Source organism: Leifsonia sp. 563 (genome assembly GCF_040545055.1).
GTDB lineage: Bacteria > Actinomycetota > Actinomycetes > Actinomycetales > Microbacteriaceae > Leifsonia.
The window spans coordinates 201,758-219,868 of sequence record NZ_JBEPLE010000006.1; the positions used below are offsets into that span (position 1 = coordinate 201,758).

The 18,111-nt window shown below is 68.9% G+C and carries 16 protein-coding genes; 12 read left to right on the plus strand and 4 right to left on the minus strand.

Going from position 1 to position 18,111, the window contains the following annotated elements; all coding sequences use genetic code 11:
- Positions 1-30: 30 nt before the first annotated feature.
- The 4 genes from secD to ABIC47_RS16480 all read left to right on the plus strand — a co-directional run bounded on the left by secD (position 31) and on the right by ABIC47_RS16480 (position 5,477).
- Complete coding sequence (secD, locus tag ABIC47_RS16465) at positions 31-1,761, plus strand: protein translocase subunit SecD (RefSeq protein WP_089876137.1); 1,731 nt, start codon at positions 31-33, stop codon at positions 1,759-1,761.
- Entirely contained in the window at positions 1,761-2,780 is a 1,020-nt protein-coding gene (gene secF, locus ABIC47_RS16470; RefSeq protein ID WP_354482061.1) for a protein translocase subunit SecF, read from the plus strand. The genes secD and secF overlap by 1 nt, the downstream gene beginning before the upstream one ends.
- A 9-nt stretch (positions 2,781-2,789) precedes the next feature.
- On the plus strand, positions 2,790-3,158 hold the full coding sequence (locus ABIC47_RS16475; protein WP_018191232.1) for a rhodanese-like domain-containing protein: 369 nt from the start codon (positions 2,790-2,792) through the stop codon (positions 3,156-3,158).
- 69 nt (positions 3,159-3,227) lie between these two features.
- Entirely contained in the window at positions 3,228-5,477 is a 2,250-nt protein-coding gene (locus ABIC47_RS16480; protein WP_354482064.1) for a RelA/SpoT family protein, read from the plus strand.
- Here the strand turns inward: ABIC47_RS16480 and ABIC47_RS16485 are convergent.
- The 3 genes from ABIC47_RS16485 to ABIC47_RS16495 form a co-directional block, all read right to left on the minus strand.
- Positions 5,456-6,070: a type IV toxin-antitoxin system AbiEi family antitoxin gene (locus tag ABIC47_RS16485; protein ID WP_018191230.1), complete on the minus strand. Its 615-nt coding sequence runs from the start codon at positions 6,068-6,070 to the stop codon at positions 5,456-5,458. The two genes, ABIC47_RS16480 and ABIC47_RS16485, sit on opposite strands and share 22 nt — an antisense overlap.
- Positions 6,071-6,199: 129 nt before the next feature.
- Positions 6,200-7,429: a DUF349 domain-containing protein gene (locus ABIC47_RS16490; RefSeq protein WP_354482066.1), complete on the minus strand. Its 1,230-nt coding sequence runs from the start codon at positions 7,427-7,429 to the stop codon at positions 6,200-6,202.
- A 77-nt stretch (positions 7,430-7,506) separates the two neighbouring features.
- Entirely contained in the window at positions 7,507-8,280 is a 774-nt protein-coding gene (locus ABIC47_RS16495) for a peptidylprolyl isomerase (RefSeq protein WP_354482068.1), read from the minus strand.
- 141 nt (positions 8,281-8,421) lie between these two features.
- Here ABIC47_RS16495 and ABIC47_RS16500 point away from each other — a divergent pair, with 141 nt between their 5' ends.
- The 8 genes from ABIC47_RS16500 to ABIC47_RS16535 all read left to right on the plus strand — a co-directional run bounded on the left by ABIC47_RS16500 (position 8,422) and on the right by ABIC47_RS16535 (position 17,442).
- Positions 8,422-9,762 carry a replication-associated recombination protein A gene (locus ABIC47_RS16500; protein ID WP_081630431.1) on the plus strand — a complete coding sequence of 447 codons (1,341 nt, stop codon included), beginning with the start codon at positions 8,422-8,424 and terminating at the stop codon, positions 9,760-9,762.
- Positions 9,763-9,936: 174 nt separating this feature from the next.
- On the plus strand, positions 9,937-10,560 hold the full coding sequence (rpsD, locus tag ABIC47_RS16505; RefSeq protein WP_018191226.1) for a 30S ribosomal protein S4: 624 nt from the start codon (positions 9,937-9,939) through the stop codon (positions 10,558-10,560).
- 151 nt (positions 10,561-10,711) lie between these two features.
- A complete protein-coding gene (locus tag ABIC47_RS16510; RefSeq protein ID WP_018191225.1) occupies positions 10,712-11,095 on the plus strand; it encodes a DUF948 domain-containing protein in 384 nt (127 codons plus the stop codon).
- A 57-nt stretch (positions 11,096-11,152) separates the two neighbouring features.
- Positions 11,153-11,344: a hypothetical protein gene (locus tag ABIC47_RS16515; protein WP_018191224.1), complete on the plus strand. Its 192-nt coding sequence runs from the start codon at positions 11,153-11,155 to the stop codon at positions 11,342-11,344.
- A gap of 45 nt (positions 11,345-11,389) precedes the next feature.
- Positions 11,390-14,044 (plus strand): alanine--tRNA ligase, encoded by a 2,655-nt coding sequence (gene alaS / locus ABIC47_RS16520; protein ID WP_020077474.1) that lies wholly within the window; start codon positions 11,390-11,392, stop codon positions 14,042-14,044.
- Between the two features lie 6 nt (positions 14,045-14,050).
- Positions 14,051-14,518 carry a Holliday junction resolvase RuvX gene (gene ruvX, locus ABIC47_RS16525; RefSeq protein WP_026307193.1) on the plus strand — a complete coding sequence of 156 codons (468 nt, stop codon included), beginning with the start codon at positions 14,051-14,053 and terminating at the stop codon, positions 14,516-14,518.
- A 1-nt stretch (position 14,519) separates the two neighbouring features.
- Entirely contained in the window at positions 14,520-16,187 is a 1,668-nt protein-coding gene (gene mltG / locus ABIC47_RS16530; RefSeq protein WP_354482073.1) for an endolytic transglycosylase MltG, read from the plus strand.
- Entirely contained in the window at positions 16,180-17,442 is a 1,263-nt protein-coding gene (locus ABIC47_RS16535; protein ID WP_354482076.1) for a shikimate dehydrogenase, read from the plus strand. Before mltG ends, ABIC47_RS16535 begins: the two co-directional genes overlap by 8 nt.
- A gap of 105 nt (positions 17,443-17,547) precedes the next feature.
- Here the strand turns inward: ABIC47_RS16535 and ABIC47_RS16540 are convergent, their stop codons facing one another.
- Positions 17,548-18,081 carry a hypothetical protein gene (locus ABIC47_RS16540; RefSeq protein ID WP_354482079.1) on the minus strand — a complete coding sequence of 178 codons (534 nt, stop codon included), beginning with the start codon at positions 18,079-18,081 and terminating at the stop codon, positions 17,548-17,550.
- Between the last annotated feature and the right edge of the window lie 30 nt (positions 18,082-18,111).

Here is an 18,111-nt window from a genome sequence, read left to right on the forward strand (position 1 = left end):
CCGGAGCGCTCGTAGAAAGCTGAGTTCCTGGTGGCAAAGTCGACCCCGGTCAAGAAAGCCTGGCGTTCGCTGACGTGGCTCGGCGTCATCGTGGTGGTGCTCCTCGGCACCCTCACGGCAGGCGTCCTGTTCAGCAATGCCACCTGGCTGCCGAAGCTCGCCCTCGACCTCGAGGGGGGAACGCAGATCATCCTCGCCCCGCAGGTCGAGAACGGCCAGTCGGTGCAGCAGCAGCAGCTGGACCAGGCGGTGTCGATCATCCGCCAGCGCATCGACGCGTCCGGCGTGTCCGAGGCGCAGATCTCCACCGAGGGCTCGAAGAACATCGTCGTCTCGCTGCCCGGCAAGCCGGACCAGGCGACGCTCGACCGCGTGAAGTCCAGCGCACGTCTCGACTTCCGTCCGGTGCTCATCGCCGGCGGCCCGACCAACGAGGTCGTCGGCGCCGACGGAAAGTCCACCCCGGCGCCGTCACCGGCTCCCGACCTGCAGGCGACACCGTCGACGAAGCCGACGAACGGGAGCGACCTCGCCTGGGTGACGCCGAAGCTCCAGGCCGACTTCAACGCCTACGACTGCAAGGCGAACGCGAACAAGACGACGAGCTCCGCGCCGACGGACCAGCCGTTGATCACGTGTGACGACCAGAACACGGTCAAGTACCTTCTGGGCCCGGTCGAGGTCAAGGGTCAGGACATCAGCGACGCGAACGCCGGGCTCGTGCAGAGCTCGCAGGGCGTGACGACCGGCCAGTGGGCCGTCAACATCATCTTCAACGGAGCGGGCACCAAGGCCTTCTCCGACGTCACGACGCGCCTCGTCGGCCTCCAGGGATCGCAGAACCAGTTCGCGATCGTGCTCGACGGCAAGGTGATCTCCGCGCCGACGACGCAGGCGGCGATCACGGACGGCAAGCCGCAGATCACCGGTAACTTCACCGAGACGACCGCGAAGGCCCTCGCCGATCAGCTGAAGTTCGGCGCGCTGCCGTTCAGCTTCAAGGTGCAGAGCCAGGACACCATCTCGGCGACCCTCGGTACCGCGCAGCTGCTCGCCGGTCTGATCGCGGGTCTGATCGGCCTCATCCTGGTCGCCATCTACACGTTCTTCCAGTACCGACTGCTCGGTCTCGTCACGATCTTCTCGCTGGTCGTGGCAGGCGTGCTGACCTGGCTGACGATCTCGCTGCTCTCGTGGCACTACGACTACCGGCTCTCCCTCGCGGGTGTGGCGGGTCTGATCGTCGCGATCGGCTTCACGGCCGACTCCTTCATCGTGTACTTCGAACGCATCCGAGACGAGTTGCGCGATGGGAGGGGTCTCGAATCCGCCGTGGAGGCCGGCTGGGGACGCGCCCGCCGGACGATCTACGCGTCGAAGGCCACCAACCTCCTCGCGGCCGTCGTGCTGTACGTGCTCGCGGCGGCGAACGTGCGCGGGTTCGCCTTCACGCTCGGACTCACGACCATCATCGACGTCATCGTCGTGCTGCTCTTCACGCACCCGACGCTGCAGCTGCTCGCGCGGACGCGCTTCTTCAGCTCCGGTCACCCGCTGTCCGGCCTCGACCCGCAGGCGCTCGGCGCCGTGTATCGCGGGGCCGCGCAGTTCCGGGCGCCGACGGCAGCCGTCAAGGCGGGAACGGCCGCGCGAGCGGGCAAGGAGGCGGCTCGCCGCCAGACGATCGCCGAGCGCAAGGCGGCAGAGCTCGCCGGCGCCTCGACGTCCTCGGATCGATCGACCGAGGGGAAGGACTCCTGATGGCCAGCCGTCTCGTGCAATTCGGTAACGACCTCTACACCGGCGCGCGCTCGATCGACTTCGTCGGCCGCCGCAAGATCTGGTACTCGATCGCGGCCGTCATGGTCGTGCTCTCGATCCTCGTGCCGATCGTCCGCGGCGGGTTCAACTTCTCGATCGAGTTCCGCGGCGGTTCGCAGTTCCAGGTGAGCGACGTGTCGAGCACCGACACCAGCAAGGCGCAGGACGCTGTCAGCAGTGTCGTGCCGAGCGCCGTCTCGCACGTCAGCGTGGTCGGCGACAACGCCGTGCGCGTGCAGACCGACCAGCTGTCGGAGACGCAGACGCGCGATGTGTCGGACGCGCTGGCGAAGGCGTACGACGTCGACGCCTCGGAAGTCTCGGCGACCTTCATCGGGCCGTCGTGGGGTGCGGATGTGACGCAGCAGTCCATCCAGGGCCTCGTGGTGTTCCTGCTGCTGGCCTTCATCGCCATGGCGCTCTACTTCCGCACCTGGAAGATGTCTGCCGCCGCGATCATCTCGCTGTTCCACGACCTCATCATCACGGCGGGCGTCTATGCGCTCGTCGGGTTCGAGGTGTCGCCGGCGACGATGATCGGCTTCCTGACCATCCTCGGCTACTCGCTGTACGACACCGTCGTGGTGTTCGACAAGATCCGCGAGAACACCAAGGAGGAGATGGAGCTGACCCGGCGCACGTTCGCCGAGTCGGTCAACCTGGCGGTCAACCAGACCCTGGTGCGGTCGATCAACACGGCCGTCGTGGCGGTGCTGCCTGTCGCGTCCATCCTGTTCATCGGTGCCTACGCGCTCGGTGCGGCGACGCTGCGCGACATCTCCCTCGCCCTGCTGATCGGCATCATCGTCGGCACGTACTCGACGATCTTCCTGGCCGCGCCGATGTACTCGCAGTTCCGTGAGAAGGAGCCGGCGATCCGGAAGCACGACCAGAAGGTGCTGTCCATCCGTCCGAAGGCCGAGGTCAAGGCCGACGCAGTCGCTGCGGCCGCGGAGTAGCCTGGCCGGATGACCGACGCCGCCCCGCAGACGCCTTTCCTCCCCGAGGACGAGATCACCGTTGCACGTGCGCGCGAGCTGACCGACGCGGGTGACGCGTGGCTGCTCGACGTACGCGAGCCCTTCGAGTGGGAGGCCGGGCACGCGCCCGGTGCGCACCACATCCCGCTCGGTGAGTTGGGGGAGCGGCAGCATGAGCTTCCGGAGGACCAGCAGCTGCTGGTCATCTGCCGGAGCGGCGCCCGGTCGCGGAGGGTCACCGATGCGCTCATCGAGGCGAACTATCCCGTCGCCAACGTCGCGGGCGGGATGAGCGCCTGGCACGCCGAGGGCGGTCCCGTTCTGCGCGACGACGGTACGCCAGGAGCGATCGTCTAGGGCCGAGATCCCGCACCGTGACAGAACGGTGTTCCGGAGCGGTCATAATGGACGACAGGAGGCGCGCGAATGGTTGACACGACGACATCGCAGAGCGCTTCCCTGCGCCGTCTCGTGCCGCGCATCTTCTCCCGAGCGCAGCCGTCCGGCGGTGCTGTCGAGACACTGATGCGCACGGTGCGGATGCACCACCCGAAGGCCGACCTGTCGCTGATCGAGCGCGCCTACTCCGTTGCGGAGCGGGCGCACAGCGGCCAGAAGCGTCGTTCGGGCGAGCCGTACATCACGCATCCCGTCGCCGTCGCGCAGATCATCGCCGACCTGGGCATCGGCGCCAAGACCATCGCCGCCGCGCTCCTGCACGACACGGTCGAGGATACCGAGTACACACTCGACGAGTTGCGGGACCAGTTCGGCGACGAGATCGCGATGCTGGTCGACGGCGTCACCAAGCTCGACAAGGTCAAGTACGGCGACAGCGCGCAGGCCGAGACGGTCCGGAAGATGATCGTCGCGATGTCGAAGGACATCCGGGTGCTGATCATCAAGCTCGCGGACCGCCTGCACAACGCGCGCACCTGGGGCTTCGTCCCCGCCGCATCGGCGACGCGCAAGGCGACCGAGACTCTCGAGATCTACGCACCGCTCGCGCACCGTCTCGGCATCCAGGCGATCAAGTGGGAGCTCGAGGACCTGTCGTTCGCGGTGCTGTACCCGAAGCTCTACGCCGAGATCGAGAGCCTCGTGAAGCAGCGCACGCCGGAGCGCGAGCGCCTGGTGCAGCAGGTCATCGACGCGATCAACGACGACTTGAAGTCCGCCAAGATCCGCGGCAAGGTCGTCGGCCGGCCGAAGCAGTACTACTCGATCTACCAGAAGATGGTGGTCCGCGGCCGCGAGTTCGACGACATCTACGACCTGGTCGGCATCCGCGTTCTGGTGAACACGGTGCGCGACTGTTACGCGGTGCTCGGGCAGATCCACGCGCGTTGGACCCCGATGCCCGGCCGCTTCAAGGACTACATCGCGACGCCGAAGTTCAACCTGTACCAGTCGCTCCACACGACCGTGATCGGTCCGCAGGGCCGCCCGGTCGAGATCCAGATCCGCACCGAGGAGATGCACCAGCGTGCCGAGTTCGGTGTGGCTGCGCACTGGAAGTACAAGGAGCAGACCACCGGTAAGAGCTCCGGCGGCCCCGCGAAGGTGGACACCGACCTGGCCTGGCTCGCCCACATCTCGGACTGGCAGGCGGAGACCGCCGACCCGAGCGAGTTCCTCGACTCGCTCCGCTTCGAGATCGGCGCGAAGGAGGTCTACGTCTTCACGCCGAAGGGACGCGTGATCGGCCTGCCCGCCGGCGCGACCCCGGTCGACTTCGCGTATGCCGTGCACACCGAAGTGGGCCACAGGACGATGGGCGCGAAGGTGAACGGACGCCTCGTCCCGCTGGAGAGCAGCCTCAACACGGGCGACGTCGTCGAGATCTTCACCTCGAAGAACCCGGACTCCGGCCCGAGCCAGGACTGGCTCAACTTCGTCAAGAGCCCGCGAGCGCGCAACAAGATCCGCCAGTGGTTCACCAAGGAGCGCCGCGACGAGGCGATCGAGCAGGGCAAGGATGCGATCGCGCGCGCGATGCGCAAGCAGAACCTGCCGCTCCAGAAGCTGATGACGCAGGACGCCCTGGTCGAGGTCGCCTTCTCTCTCAAGTATCCGGACGTGTCCGCCCTGTACGCGGCCGTCGGTGAGGGGCACGTCTCCACGCAGTCGGTCATCGAGAAGATCGTCGCCTCGCTGCAGACCGAGGTCGAGTCGGACGGCGAGCTCGAGATCCCGGTCAAGGGCCGCCGTCAGCTGCGCAACAGCGACTCCGGCGTCCTCGTTCGTGGCGCCCCCGACATCCTCGTGAAGTTGGCGAAGTGCTGCACTCCCGTCCCGGGCGACCCGATCGTCGGGTTCATCACCCGCGGCCAGGGCGTCTCGGTGCACCAGGCGAACTGCCACAACGTGCAGTCGCTGCTTCAGGAGCCCGAGCGGATGATCGACGTCGAGTGGGCGCCGAGTTCCAAGAGCGTCTTCCTGGTGCAGATCCAGGTCGAAGCCCTCGACCGCTCCGGCCTCCTCAGCGACGTCACCCGCGTGCTGTCCGAACATCACGTCAACATCCTCTCGGCCACGGTGACCACCTCCAGCGATCGGCTGGCCCTCAGCCGCTTCGTCTTCGAGATGGGAGACACCACCCACCTCGACCGCGTTCTCAACGCGGTGCGACGCATCGACGCCGTCTACGACGTCTACCGCGTCAGCGGCGGCTGACCGCCGACGACCGCCGACCCTACCGCCGGCTCGATCGCGAGCGGCAGCCGTGCGCGTGCCACGGCGGGCAGCCGTTGCCGCGCGAGGCCGCATCCCTTCTGCCGACTGCTCCGCAGCCGGTCGTCGAGTTCAGACGGTGAGACTCCGGCAAGCAGCAGGAGGTGCCGGACTTCGAGCGCCTCCGTCTCGCCGAAGCGCGTGCCGGAGCAGAGCAGATCGACCGCTGTGCGCAGGGGGCTCGTGACCCGCACACCGTCGTAGACGACGGTCTCGCCGTCACCGAGCACGCGATGTGAGGTGTCGACAGCGGGGAAGAGCGCGCCTCCCCGGCGATGGGGCGGGACGCAGACCTGTGGGACCGGGGGCGCCATGGCGCGCGTGCCGTGGATCCAGGCCGCCGACCCACGGTCGGCGACGGCCCAGCCGGGCGCGGTGCGCGCGAACGCCTGCGACCGTAGCGCCGGCCCGTCGACCGCGTCGGCCGGAGCGAACGCGTCGCCGACACGGAACAGGTGACCGTCGAGACAGAGGGAGAGCAGCTCGACCACAGGCAGGATGTCGGCGTCGAGCAGGGGAGCGGAGATCGTGTTCATGCCTCCAGCCTCGTCCGGGAGGATCCCGGGCGGCCCGGGATTCTCGGAACGGTGGAGAACGTCCTCGTCAGGCGTGCTGTGGAGAACTGCGACGCGGCGGCGAGACTACCGCCGCGTCATCACGACGACTCAGCCCAGCGCGTCGAGCCAGATCTTGCGGGCGTCGAGGGCCTCCTGCGCCGCCTTCACCTTGGCGCTGTCGCCGGTCGCCTGCGCATCGGCGAGCTCCTGCTCCAGCTTCGCGATGGCCGCGTTGAGCTGGCTGGCCAGCCCTTCGGAGCGAGCCTTCTTCTCGGGGTTGTTCTTCTCCCAGTGCTCTTCGTCGAGGCGGCGGACGGCCGCCTCGACGCGGCGCAGGCGGTCTTCGATCGGCCGCACCTGCTCGCGCGGCACGCGGCCGATCTGGTCCCAGCGCTCCTGGATCGACAGCAGCTGCGCGCGGGCGGTCTCACGATCGGTGGCCTTCAGCAGCGGCTCGGCTTCGTCGAGGAGCGCGAGCTTCTGCTGGAGGTTCGCCTCGTACTCGGCGCTGTCGCGCGCATCCACTTCGGACTTCGCCGAGTAGATCGCGTCGCCCGCGGCCTTGAAGCGCGCCCACAGGGCGTCGTCGTTCTTCTTGCCGGCGCGGCCGGCGGCCTTCCACTGGTCGAGCAGGCGGCGGTACTCCGGCACCCCGTCCGCACCGAGCGGGATGAGCTTCTCGGCTTCCTCGATGAGCGCGTTCTTGCGGTTGCGCACGTCGCGGTGCTGCGTGTCCAGTTCGGCGAAGAACGCCTTGCGGTTGTGCTCGATCGTCGAACGGGCGGCACGGAAACGCTTCCACAGCTCGTTCGCCTCGTTCTTGGGGATGCGCGGGCCGTCGTGCTGGTGGGCCTGCCAGCGCGCGAACAGGGCGTCGAGCTCGGCGCTCGTCGTCTTCCACTGCGTCCGCGCCGGGTCCTGCGCCGCGAGGGCCTCCGCCTGCTCGACGATCGCGGTGCGTTCGGCGATGGCGGCGTCGAGCGCAGCCTTCGCCTCGGCGCTCTGCTGCTCGGTGAGCTCCTCCACGGTGCCGCCCAGTGCATCCAGGCGTGTCAGGAGGGATGCGAGGTCGCCGACCGCGTTCGCGCCCTCGACGGCGGACCGCAGGTTGGCGACCGACTTGGCGACGTCGCTCGCGGGGGCTCCCCGGCGCGCACGCTGCTCCAGCAGGCCGACCTGCCCGGCGAGATCGGTGTACTTGCGCTCGAAGTACGCGAGCGCCTCCTCCGCCGTACCGTCGGGGTACTCGCCGACGACGCGTTCGCCGTCGCCCTCGCGGACGTACACGGTTCCGGTGTCGTCGACACGTCCCCAGGGGTGCTGTTCAGAAGTAGCCAAGAGCCTCACCTTGCTGCTGCGCGATCGGGCGGGATGCCGCCCCTCGTTTGGGAATCAGCCTATTGCACGTGCCACGGTCACTGCAGGGTGAAGCTGTCGATCGTCGTCTTCACCGCGGGGGCGCCGTCGGTCTTCCCGCCTTCGATGCCCTTGTCGGTGACCTGCGCCTTGAGCTGGTCGAGGCCGCTGGTCACCGAACCGATGACGGTGTAGCCGCCGGCGTCGTCCGAGGGGATCTTCGTGTCCTCGTAGACGATGAAGAACTGGCTGCCCTGGCTCTCGGCGTTGTTGCCCTGACGGGCCATCGCGATCGTGCCCGCCTTGTAGACGTCGTCGGCAGGCGCGTTCTCGATCGGGCCGTACTCGTAGCCCGGTCCGCCGGAGCCGTCGCCCTTTGGATCGCCGCACTGCAGCACGTAGAAGCCGCCGTTGGTCAGGCGGTGACAGGTCAGGCCGTCGTAGAACTTCTTCTGCACGAGCGACACCGTGGACGAGACGGCCTGCGGCGCCGCGGCGCCGTCGAGCGAGACCCCCAGCGGGACGCCGTTGATCGTCATGGTGCCCGTCCAGGTGCGGTCCTCGGCGAGCGTCTTCGGCGGGACGCCGCCCGCGGAGGGCGACGTGGACGGGGATGACGAGGACGAAGCCTTCGCCGCGCCGGGTCCGGCGGAGAAGTAGAGGAGCTGCGTGCCCACCGCGAGGGCGACGATCACGATGGCCGCGATTCCGGCCACCCAGTTGTCACGCTTGCGGCGCTTGACCTTGTGCTCGTGCACGGTCTGTCGCGCCTGGTAGGCGCGCAGCCGCTCGCGTGCCTGTCGCGCTTCGCGGTCGTTCTGCTTCGGTGCCACGTGTGTCCTCCGGCGTCGGTACGGGGGATCTCCGCGAGGCGTGCGCCCGCTGGATCATGGAGAACCCTATCCGGCGGCCCTATGGACGACAAACTCGGCGCTCCCAGGCGGACTGTCGGTGGTCACGACTAGCCTGGACGGGTGGTCGACGTGCAACCTGGGCTCCGCACCGGAGCGACTCCTCTCGCGGTGCGCATGCGCCCGAAGTCGCTCGACGAGGTGGCCGGTCAGCGTCACCTCCTCAAGCCGGGTTCGCCGCTGGTCGCGCTCGCCTCCGACAAGGAGGGGCAGTCGGGGTCGGTCTCCGTCATCCTGTGGGGTCCGCCCGGCACGGGCAAGACGACTCTCGCGCAGGCGATCGCGCACTCCTCGGGCCGCCGGTTCGTCGAGCTGTCGGCTGTGACGGCCGGCGTGAAGGATGTCCGGCTGGTGATGGACGAGGCGCTCTCGACGCGCGATCTCTACGGGGTCTCGACCGTCCTCTTCCTCGACGAGATCCACCGCTTCACCAAGGCGCAGCAGGATGCGCTGCTGCCCGGCGTCGAGAACGGCTGGGTCATCCTCGTGGCTGCGACGACCGAGAACCCGTCGTTCTCCGTCATCTCGCCGCTGCTCTCGCGCAGCCTGCTCCTCACCCTGGAGACGCTGAGCGACGACGACCTCGGCGTCGTCATCGACCGCGCCGTGGCCGACGATCGCGGTCTCGGCGGCCAGTACACGCTCGACCCGGAGGCGCGTGCCGCCCTCATCCGTCTCGCCTCGGGTGACGCCCGGCGGGCGTTGACGGCGCTGGAGGCCGCCTCGGTCACAGCGGCATCGGCCACGCCGGCGACCTCCAAGAAGAAGCCGGTCATCACCGCCGAGCTCGTCGCGCAGGCCGTCGACCGCGCGCTGCTCCGCTACGACCGCAACGGCGACGAGCACTACGACGTCATCAGCGCCTTCATCAAGTCGGTGAGGGGCTCCGACGTCGACGCGTCCCTGCACTACCTCGCCCGCATGATCGAGGCGGGGGAGGATCCGCGCTTCATCGCCCGCCGCATCATCGTGCTGGCGTCGGAGGACATCGGGATGGCCGACCCGCAGGCACTCGGCGTCGCCATCGCCGCGGCCGACGCCGTGCAGTACATCGGGATGCCGGAGGGCCGCATCCCTCTCGCCCAGGCGGTCGTGCACCTGGCCACGGCACCGAAGTCGAACGCGGCCTACATGGCGCTCGACGCCGCGATCGCCGACGTGCGCGCCGGCAAGATCGGACGCGTGCCCAAGCACCTTCGCGACGCCCACTATCCCGGCGCAAAACGGCTCGGTCACGGCAAGGGCTACAAGTACCCGCATGACGACGCGCTCGGCGTGCTCGAGCAGCAGTATCTGCCGGACGAGCTGGCCGGCACGACGTACTACACGCCCACCGAGCACGGCAACGAACGGGACGTCTCCGCACGGCTGGCGAAGCTGCGCCGCATCGTGCGCGGGCGCTGACCGCGATCTGTTAGACTTTCTGCGCCTAGAAGCGTGTTCGGGGTGCGGCTGCCGCGTCCACGATTCGATGGGAAGAGCCCTGTAGCCGGGCGTCCCTGGCGACAATCCCTCTCTCTGCGGGCGCACACGTATGCCCGCATCCATCACGTCAGAGAGAACTTTCGAAAGGAAACCGTGTCTTCACGTTCCCGCAGCAAGACCCGCGAGTCGCGGGCCCTGGGCATCCCGCTCACCCCGAAGGCGGCGCGCTACATGGAGAAGCGCCCCTACGCTCCGGGTGAGCACGGCCGCACCAAGCGCAAGGCCGACTCGGACTACGCCGTGCGTCTGCGCGAGAAGCAGCGTCTGCGCGCCCAGTACGGCATCCGCGAGAAGCAGCTCCGGATCGCCTTCGAGGAGGCCCGCCGTACGCAGGGCCTGACCGGTGAGAACCTGGTCGAGCTCCTCGAGATGCGTCTGGACGCCCTCGTGCTCCGCGCCGGCTTCGCCCGCACCATCACGCAGGCGCGCCAGTTCGTCGTGCACCGTCACATCCTCGTCGACGGACAGCTCGTCGACCGCCCGTCCTTCCGCGTGAAGCCGGGCCAGCTCATCCACGTCAAGGCCCGCTCCGAGGGCACCGAGCCCTTCCAGGTCGCGGCCGCCGGCGGTCACCTCGACGTTCTGCCGAAGACCCCGGGCTACCTGGATGTCGAGATCGACAAGCTGCAGGCCCGCCTCGTGCGTCGCCCGAAGCGCGCAGAGGTCCCCGTGACCTGTGAGGTCCAGCTGGTCGTCGAGTACTACGCGGCTCGCTGAGCATCAGCACCACCCCGGACGGGGTCGCGACTCTTCGTCGCGGCCCCGTTCGTCGTTTCCGGGCACGCCTTTCCTGCTGGCGCCGTTCCCGCCGCCCGCGCGTGCGACTACGCTTGTGCCGTATGCCTGAGGCGGAATGGAAGGAGCCCACGTGTCCGGAGGAGACATCGCAGGGTTGATCGCGGCCGTCGTGTTCGCGGTCCTCGTCGGCTTCATCGCCATCCCCCTGATCAAGCTGGGGCGGGTGCTCGACTCGACGCGCGACGCGATCAAGGAGGCGAGCGACGGCATCACGCCGATCCTCGACGAGACCGCGACGACGCTGCAGGAGACGAACAAGCAGCTCGCCCGGGTGGACGTGATCACCAAGAACGTCGCGGACGTCACCGGCAACGTGTCTGCCCTGGTGGCCTTGTTCGCCGCGACGGTCGGCGGCCCGCTCATCAAGCTCGCCGGCTTCAGCGCCGCGGCGCGGGCGGCGTTCCGGGCCGCTGGAGGATTCGGCTCCAGGAAGGGACGCGGCGGCTCGCACTAGACTTGACTCTCGTGCGCCGCGCCCGCGCGCGGCGGCATCCAGAGAGGGAGGATCAGCATGAAGAGTTTCCTGTGGCTGCTCACCGGCGTGGCCATCGGCTTCGCCGTCGCCCACAAGGTCAACGAGACCGCCAAGGGTCGCGAATTCTTCAGCAACATCGACCAGAAGGCGCGCGACTTCGGGGAGGCCGTCACCGACGGATACCGTCAGCGCGAGGCCGAGATCCGCTCGGCCATCCAGGGCGACTGACGCCCCCTTTCCCTCCCACCCGCAGACTTCGATCGACCGGAACCCATGCAGACCGCTGAAATCCACCGCCGCTGGCTCGACTTCTTCGCGCAGCGCGGCCACACCGTCGTCCCCTCCGCCTCCCTGGTCAGCGACGACCCGTCGCTGCTCTTCACGGTGGCCGGGATGGTGCCCTTCGTCCCGTACCTGACCGGTGTGGTGCCGGCGCCGTTCCCGCGCGCGACGAGCGTCCAGAAGTGCATCCGCACGCTCGACATCGACGAGGTCGGCAAGACGCCGCGGCACGGCACGTTCTTCCAGATGTGCGGCAACTTCTCCTTCGGCGACTACTTCAAGGAGCAGGCGATCACCTTCGCCTGGGAGCTGCTGACGACGTCGGAGGACGACGGGGGCCTCGGCTTCGACCCGAAGGACCTGTGGGTCACGGTCTACGAGGAGGACGACGAAGCGCGGGAGATCTGGCAGCGCGTCTCGACCCTGCCGGCGGACCGCATCCAGGGCCTCGGCAAGGACACCAACTACTGGTCGACCGGCCAGCCCGGCCCCGCGGGCCCGTGCTCGGAGATCTTCTTCGACCGCGGCCCTGCCTACGGCATCGACGGCGGACCGGCGACGGACGACGACCGCTACGTCGAGATCTGGAACCTCGTCTTCATGCAGTACCTGCGCGGCGAGGGCGACGGCAAGGAGTTCGAGATCCTCGGCGACCTGCCGAAGAAGAACATCGACACCGGCATGGGTCTCGAGCGCGTCGCGTTCCTCAAGCAGGGCGTCGACAACATGTACGAGATCGACCAGGTGCGTCCGGTGCTCGACCGCGCGGCCGAGCTCGCCGAGAAGCCGTACGGCAACGAGGCGCACGAGGACGACGTGCGGCTGCGCGTCGTGGCCGACCACGTCCGCAGTGCGCTCATGCTGATGGCCGACGGTGTCACCCCGTCGAACGAGGGACGCGGCTACGTGCTGCGCCGCCTCCTCCGCCGCACCGTGCGCGCCATGCGCCTGCTCGGCGTCGAGACCGCGACCTTCCCGGAGCTCTTCCCCGTCTCGCGCGACGCGATGAAGGCGGCGTACCCGGAGGTCGACACCGAGTTCGACCGCATCTCGCAGCTGGCCTACGCGGAGGAGGAGACCTTCCTCCGCACCCTCACCGCGGGAACGAGCATCCTCGACACCGCGGTGGCGACCACGCAGAAGGAGGGGCGGAAGCAGCTCGCGGGCGACACCGCGTTCCTCCTGCACGACACTTACGGCTTCCCGATCGACCTCACCCTGGAGATGGCGGAGGAGGCCGGGCTCACCGTCGATCGCGGCGCGTTCGACAAGCTCATGGCCGACCAGCGCTCGCGGGCGAAGGCGGACGCGAAGGCGAAGAAGACCGCGCTGGCCGACCTGTCGGTGTACAGCAGCTTCCGCTCGCTCGGCGAGACCGTGTTCACCGGCTACACCGAGCTGCAGACGGAGTCGAGCATCCTCGGCCTCATCGTCGACGGACGTTCCGTGAACAGCGCCCGCGAGGGCCAGGTCGCGGAGGTCATCCTCGGCGCGACGGCGCTTTACGCGGAGTCCGGCGGACAGGATGCGGACGCCGGCTCGATCGTCGGCCCCGGCTATGAGCTCGACGTGCTCGACGTGCAGAAGCCCGTGAAGGGCCTGATCAGCCACAAGGTGCTGGTCCGAAGCGGCGAGGTCGGCGTCGGCGCTCCGGCGACGAGCATCGTGGATGCGGACTACCGCCGCGGCGCGCGACAGGCGCATTCGGGCACCCACATCATCCACGCGGCGCTCCGCCAGGTGCTCGGCTCGAACGCGCACCAGTCCGGCTCGTACAACAAGGCCGGCTACCTGCGTCTCGACTTCTCGTGGAACCAGGCGCTCTCCGCCGAGACGCGGAGCGAGATCGAGGAGATCTCGAACAACGCCATCCGGCAGAACCTCGAGGTCACCACCCGCGAGCTGCCGCTGAGCGAGGCGAAGGCGCTCGGCGCCATGGCGCTGTTCGGCGAGAAGTACGGCGATGTCGTGCGCGTCGTCGACATCGGCGGCCCGTGGTCGCGCGAGCTCTGCGCGGGCACGCACGTCTCGACGAGCTCCGAGATCGGGATGATCAACCTCGTCAGCGAATCCTCCGTCGGTTCCACGAACCGCCGCGTCGAGTCGCTGGTCGGTCTGGAGGCGTTCAAGGACCTCGCGGTCGAGCGCACGATCGTGTCGCAGCTGTCGAGCTCGCTCAAGACGCCGCGCGAGCAGCTGCCCGAGAAGATCGCCGACCTGATGGCGAGCCTCAAGGCGGCGGAGAAGCGCATCCAGGCGTTCGAGGCCCGTGCGGTGCTCGACAAGGTGCCGACGCTGCTCGAGTCGGCGTCGCGCCGCGGAGCGGTCACCGTCGTAGCCGAGGACGCGGGCACGCTGAACAGCGCCGATGACCTGCGGATGCTGGTCACCACGGTGCGCGAGCGCCTCGGCTCGGACGCCGCGGCGGTCGCCCTCGCGGCCCGCGCCGGCGGCAAGCCGGTCGTGATCGTCGGCACCAACCAGGCCGCTCGTGACGCGGGCGTCAACGCGGGTGCGCTCGCGAAGACGGCGGCGGGCGTGCTCGGCGGCGGTGGCGGCGGCAAGGCCGACCTGGCGCAGGGCGGCGGGACCGACGCGGACGCGATCCCCGCGGCGCTGAGCGCCGTCGTCTCGGCGATCGGATAGCACCGCGTGCGCAGCGGGGTGCGGATCGGCATCGACGTCGGCAAGGTCAGGATCGGCGTGAGCCGGTCCGACCTGCACGGGATGCTGGCCACCCCGGTCGAGACGGTCCCTCGCTCCGAGGACGCTGCGGACCGCCGGCGGATCGCCGAGATCGTCGGCGAACTCGGAGCCTTCGAGGTTATCGTCGGACTGCCGTTGGCGCTCTCGGGCGCGCACACCGCATCCACGGCGGACGCGATCGGTTTCGCCGAGTCCCTGGCCGTCGAGGTCGGGATCCCGGTACGGCTGGTCGACGAACGCCTGTCGACCGTGTCGGCGGCCTCGGCGCTCCGCGCGTCGGGCAGGAATGCGAAGAAGGCGCGTCCGGTGGTGGATCAGGTCGCGGCCACGATAATTTTGCAGCACGCCCTCGATGCGGAACGGGCCACAGGCCGTCCGCCGGGTGACCCCGTCGAATCGAGCATTGGACAGTAGCTTGGCTCAGAACCCCCCAGAGCGGCCCGAGCCGCCCGCCTTCCCGGCCGTGAACCGGCCGCCGTCGCCGCCGCAGACGCCGGCGACGGACAGCGGCGAGCGTCCGCCGATGACGCGCCGCGAGGCGCGGGCCGCCCGCGAGGCGCAGGAGCGCCGGGCGGAGGAGTCGCAGGCGCAGCCGGAGCAGGTGCAGCAGCAGCCATCCTCGTCGCAGCCCGAGCAGCCGGAGGAGCCGTCAGCGTCCGCCGCCGGAGCTCCCGTCTCGGCCGCGCAATCCCCGTCCGCGGCGCCGTGGTCGCTGTTCGACGACAGCACGCCGATCTCCTCGCCGATCCCGTCCCAGGAGACGCCGGCGGATCGCGCGGCGCTCGACGGCCTCGACTTCGACGCCGTCATCACCGGCCCCATCGCCCACGTCGAGGAGCCCGAGACGGTCTCCGTCGCGGCGCGCCACGGCTCGGACGATCAGACGCCATCGCACCATGACCATCCTGCGCGTACCATCTTCGGAGTGCTGGAGGAGACCGAAGACGATTCCGCCCAGGACGAGCATCCACTCGTCTGGCGGCAGCAGAACTATCTGTCGCATGACGAGCCGCCGAAGAAGCGCCGGTGGGTCAAGCGGCTGATCGTGACCATCGTCGTGCTCGGCATCCTCGGCGGCATGGCCGGCGCCGCGTACGCCATCTTCCAGCCGCAGATCGCCAAGGTGCAGAACGCGCTCTTCCCGCCCGAGAACGACTACAAGGGCACAGGGACGGGCGAGGTCATGTTCACGATCAAGTCTGGCGACGACGGCTCGACGATCTCGGAGAACCTCGCGAAGGCGGGTGTCGTCAAGACGTACGACGCGTTCTACTCGCTGCTGCTGCGGCAGAAGCCGGATGTGGAGTTCCAGCCCGGCGTCTTCAAGCTCGCGAAGCAGATGAGCGCGGCGGCAGCGCTTGCCGCCCTGAAGGATCCGTCGTCGCGCGTGGAGAACACCGCGGTCATCCCGGAGGGGACTCCGGAGAAGGACATCCTGCAGACGGTGTCGGACGCGACCAAGATCCCCCTCGCCGACCTGCAGAGCGCCGCCGCGAACCCGGCCGCGTATGGTCTGCCCGCCGAGGCCAAGTCGCTCGAGGGCTTCCTGTTCCCGGCGACCTACACCTTCGCACCGGGGACGACGGCGCAGCAGGCGATCAAGACCATGGTCGACCGGATGTTCCAGGCGCTCGACGAGGCCGGCGTGGCCCCGCAGAACCGCTGGAACACCGTCGTGCTCGCATCCGTCGTGCAGCGCGAGGCCGGCCTGAAGGACGACTACCCCAAGGTCGCCCGGGTCTTCCTCAACCGGCTGGCCCAGGGATGGGACCTGCAGTCGGACGCGACGGTCGCCTACGGCACCGGCCACACCGATCGGGTGGAGACGACCGACGCCGAGCGCGAGGACGCCGGGAACCCGTACAACACCTATGTGCATCCCGGCCTTCCGGTCGGCCCGATCTCGAATCCGGGCGACCTGGCGATCAACGCGGTGCAGCATCCCGCCGACGGCACCTGGATGTACTTCGTGACCTGGAACCTCCAGACCGGAGAGACGATCTTCTCCACCACGCAGGCCGAACACGAGGCAGCGGTGGAGAAATGGCAGCAGTGGATGAGGGACAACCCCGGCTATGAGTGACACGAGCAAGCAGCGGCGCGACGAGGACCTGGCGGAGCCCGCGGTGCTCGAAGACGACACGGTCGAGGAGTCGCAGACGGACGAGGCCGACGAGCGGGCCGCGGTCGAGGACGGCGTCTCGGAGGCGTCGGCGGAGGCGTCGATCGCCGCGCTCGTCGAGGCCGAGCGGGAGCGCGAAGCCGAGGAGGCCGCGGTCGAGGAGGCGGAGGAGGCCGTCGAGCGGGAGGCCCCGCACGACGAGCCGGAGGACGAGGCGGAGCCGGAGTCCGAGACGGCCGCCGAGCCGGAGCCGGAGTCCGAGACGGCCACCGAGCCGGAGCCTGCGAAGGCTCCGACGAAGCAGCCGACCAAGGCCCCCGCGAAGTCGACAGCATCCAAGCCCCGCAAGCCGAAGGCCCCGAGCCGCAAGCTGGCCGTGCTCGGCTCGCCGATCGGCCACTCGAAGTCGCCGCAGCTCCACCGGGCCGCGTACGAGGCGCTCGGGATGGACTGGTCGTACGAGGCCATCGACGTCACCGAGGACGCCTTGCCGGAGTTCATCGCGGGCCTCGGCCCGGAGTGGCGCGGGCTGTCGCTGACCATGCCGCTGAAGAAGGCTGTTCTTCCGCTCCTCACCGAGACCGACCGCATCGCGGAGCAGACCGGAGGAGCGAACACCGTGCTCCTCGACGGCGAGGCGGTCCGCGGCTTCAACACCGACGTCGCCGGCATCGTGCGCGCCCTGCAGGCGGCCGGGCTCGAGCAGGCGCACTACGTCCACATCCTGGGCGGGGGTGCGACCGCAGCGTCGGCGCTCGTCGCGGCGGCGGAGCTCGGCGCCGACCGTGTGGATGCGCACGTGCGCGACCTGGAGCGCAGCGCCTGGATCGAACCGCTGGCGAACCAGCTCGGCCTGCGAGTCCGCATTCGTCCGTTCGCGCAGGCGGACCGCTCACTCGACGTGCCGGACCTCGTCATCAGCACGCTGCCGGGCGGCACCACCACCGAGGCGGTCTACACCGACTCCACGCGGCGCCGGTCCGTCCTGTTTGACGTCGCGTACGAGCCGTGGCCGACGCCGCTGGCCCGCCAGTGGGAGTCCGTGGGCGGCCGTGTCGTCTCGGGCCTCGCCATGCTGGCCCACCAGGCCCTTCTGCAGGTGCGTGTGTTCGTCTCGGGCGACCCGCTGCAGCCGCTGGAGGACGAGGAGGCCGTGCTCGCGGCCATGCTGGACGCGGTGGGCATCGACGCGCAGGGCGCTCCGCTGGAGGTCTGAGGGCGGAGGCCCACGAGCTCCGACCGGACACCTCAGGCGCTCAGAGCGTTGAGAGGAGGACGAGACCAGCGTGTCGGCCGCTTCTCAGGTCGGGAAACGCGGTGCTCAGAGTCCTGGCAGGGGTTGGAATTCGCTGGCGGTCGGATCGACCGAGACAATGACGGTGTTGACATGGCCCGGCCCCCTGTAGCTGAGGTCATAGACCACTTCGAACCCGAGCTTGTAACCGGGATCCAGAGCAATCTCGAAACCCTCATCGGGGCGGTCTTTCATGGCCTTGATCTGATATTCCGCGCTGGTCTTATCGAAGCCATAGGCTTCGGCGGCGTCTCGGATAATGGCGAAGAACTCTTCCGGGGTGTCCGCGGTCAGGAAGTACGAGATCTCGCTAACCCACGCTTCTTCCGGGACCGTGAAGAACCTGATGTGGTCGGATTGGGCGGTGAGTGTTCCGTGGGAGCCGTGGAGTGTGAGAGTCATCGGGCCATCGGTTGAGAGGTTGGGTGGGTAGCCGGTGGCGGGGATGCCGAGATCCTCTTTGAGGAGTTCGTTTCTGGTGAGGTCGAAGGTGACCTGGCACGTCTTGGCGATCTCCTTCAGACCTGTCTCGTCTAGCCGCGAGTTCTTCGGGTCGTTCATGGTGGTTCCCTGTCTCGGTGAGGTGTCGCA